The sequence below is a fragment of the Methyloceanibacter marginalis genome, assembly GCF_001723295.1.
Classification (GTDB): Bacteria; Pseudomonadota; Alphaproteobacteria; order Rhizobiales; family Methyloligellaceae; genus Methyloceanibacter; species Methyloceanibacter marginalis.
Window position 1 is genome coordinate 1 of record NZ_LPWD01000351.1, and the last position, 2,010, is coordinate 2,010.

Annotated in this window: 2 protein-coding genes and 1 pseudogene; all 3 read left to right on the plus strand. The window is 65.3% G+C overall.

The genetic code is table 11. From position 1 onward, the window contains the following. The coding region (locus AUC71_RS17970; RefSeq protein WP_141701669.1) for a 50S ribosomal protein L20 at nucleotides 1–166 on the plus strand (166 nt) is incomplete at its 5' end. 31 nt (nucleotides 167–197) lie between these two features. Beyond that, nucleotides 198–1,285 (plus strand): annotated as a pseudogene (pheS, locus tag AUC71_RS12585) (phenylalanine--tRNA ligase subunit alpha). Next, the coding region (gene ytpR / locus AUC71_RS12590) for a YtpR family tRNA-binding protein (RefSeq protein WP_141701670.1) at nucleotides 1,285–2,010 on the plus strand (726 nt) is incomplete at its 3' end. The pseudogene pheS and the gene ytpR, both read left to right, overlap by 1 nt.

A 2,010-nucleotide genomic window follows, 5' to 3' on the forward strand; every position in this document is an offset into this window, starting at 1 on the left:
CAACGCCGCCGCGCGCGCCAACGGCACGACCTACGGTCAGCTCATCGACGGCCTGAAGAAGGCCGGCATCGATCTCGACCGGAAAGTTCTGGCCGATATCGCCGTGCACGAGCCGCAAACTTTCCAGGGTCTGGTTCAGGCTGCCTCCGCTACCGCGCGGGCGTGAGCCCCGCGATCTGCGGCGAGGAGCCAAGATCATGAGCGCGCAAGAGCTCGACAGCCTCAAAGCAGAACTGCTTGAGGCGATCGCGCGCGCGTCCGATCTCAGCGCGCTCGAAGAGGTGCGCGTCGGAGCGCTCGGCAAGAAGGGCCGTGTCTCGGCCCTGATGCAGCGGCTCGGGTCGATGCCGCCCGAAGAGCGCCGGGACTTCGGCCAAGCCGTGAACACGGTGAAGACCGCCGTGGCCGAGGCGCTGGAAGCGCGGCATACCGACCTTTCCCGCGCCGCCACCGTGGCGAAGCTCGCCCATGAGCGCGCCGACGTCACGCTGCCGGTGCGCGAGGGGCCCTTAAGCGAGGGCCGCATTCACCCGGTGAGCCAGGTCACTGACGAGATCACCGAAATCTTCGCCGATATGGGCTTCCGCATCGCCGAAGGCCCGGACATCGAGACTGACTTCAACAATTTCACCGCGCTGAACATTCCACCCGAGCATCCGGCGCGGCAGGATCACGACACGTTCTATTTCGCCGAAGGCGCCGACGGGACGCGGCCGGTACTGCGGACACATACGAGCCCGGTACAGATTCGCGCCATGCTCGCGGACAGGCCGCCCTTGCGCATCATCGCGCCCGGCCGCGTCTATCGCTGCGATTCCGATCAGACCCACACGCCCATGTTCCATCAGGTCGAGGGCCTCGTGATCGACGAGGAAACGCATCTCGGCCACCTGAAATGGGTGCTCGAGGAATTCTGCAAGGCGTCTTTCGAAGTCCCGGAAGTGAAGATGCGCTTCCGCGCGAGCCACTTCCCCTTCACCGAACCCTCCATGGAGGTCGATATCGGCTACGCCAAGGTCGGCGACGAGATCCGGATCGGCGAAGGCGATAAATGGCTCGAGATCTTGGGCTGCGGCATGGTGCACCCGAACGTGCTGAAGGCCGTGGACCTCGATCCCAAGAAATATCAGGGGTTTGCCTTCGGCATGGGGATCGACCGCATCGCCATGCTGAAATACGGCATGCCGGATCTGCGCGCGTTCTTCTCGGGCGATTTGCGCTGGCTGAAGCATTACGCTTCGCGCCGCTCGCCGTCCCCACGCTCGCCGCGGGGCTGAGCCGCTAATGAAATTCACCCGCTCATGGCTGAAGGAGCATCTCGACACGGAGGCGACCGTGGAGGAGATCGCCGAGACCCTCACCCGCATTGGGCTTGAGGTCGAGGAGGTGTTCGACCCCGCATCCGCGCTCAAATCCTACCGGGTGGCCGAGGTCGTGAAGGCCGAGAGGCACCCGGATGCCGACAAGCTGCAAGTGCTGGAAGTCGATACCGGCAAGGAGCGCCTGCAAGTGGTTTGCGGCGCGCCGAACGCGCGTGCCGGCATGAAGGGCGTGTTCGCACCGGTCGGCGCCTACGTGCCCGGTCTCGACTTCACGCTGACCAAGGCCAAGATCCGGGGCGTTGAGTCGAACGGCATGATGGTCTCCGAGAAAGAGCTCGAGCTCTCCGACGAGCATGCCGGCATCATCGAGCTTCCCGCGAAAGCCAAAGTCGGCAGCCCGGCCGCCAAGGCGCTCGGCCTTGACGACGCAGTGTTCGACATCGCCATCACGCCGAACCGGCCCGATTGCCTTGGCGTGCGCGGTGTGGCGCGCGACCTCGCCGCGGCGGGTCTCGGCAAGCTCAGGAAGGAGACGGTCAAGCCGGTCAAAGGCCGGTTCGAAAACCCGGTCCCCATCAAGCTCGAGTTCCCGAAGGACGCCAAGAACGCGTGCCCCGTGTTCGCCGGGCGTCTGGTCCGCGGCGTCAAGAACAGACCGAGCCCCGAGTGGCTGCAACGCCGCCTGAGG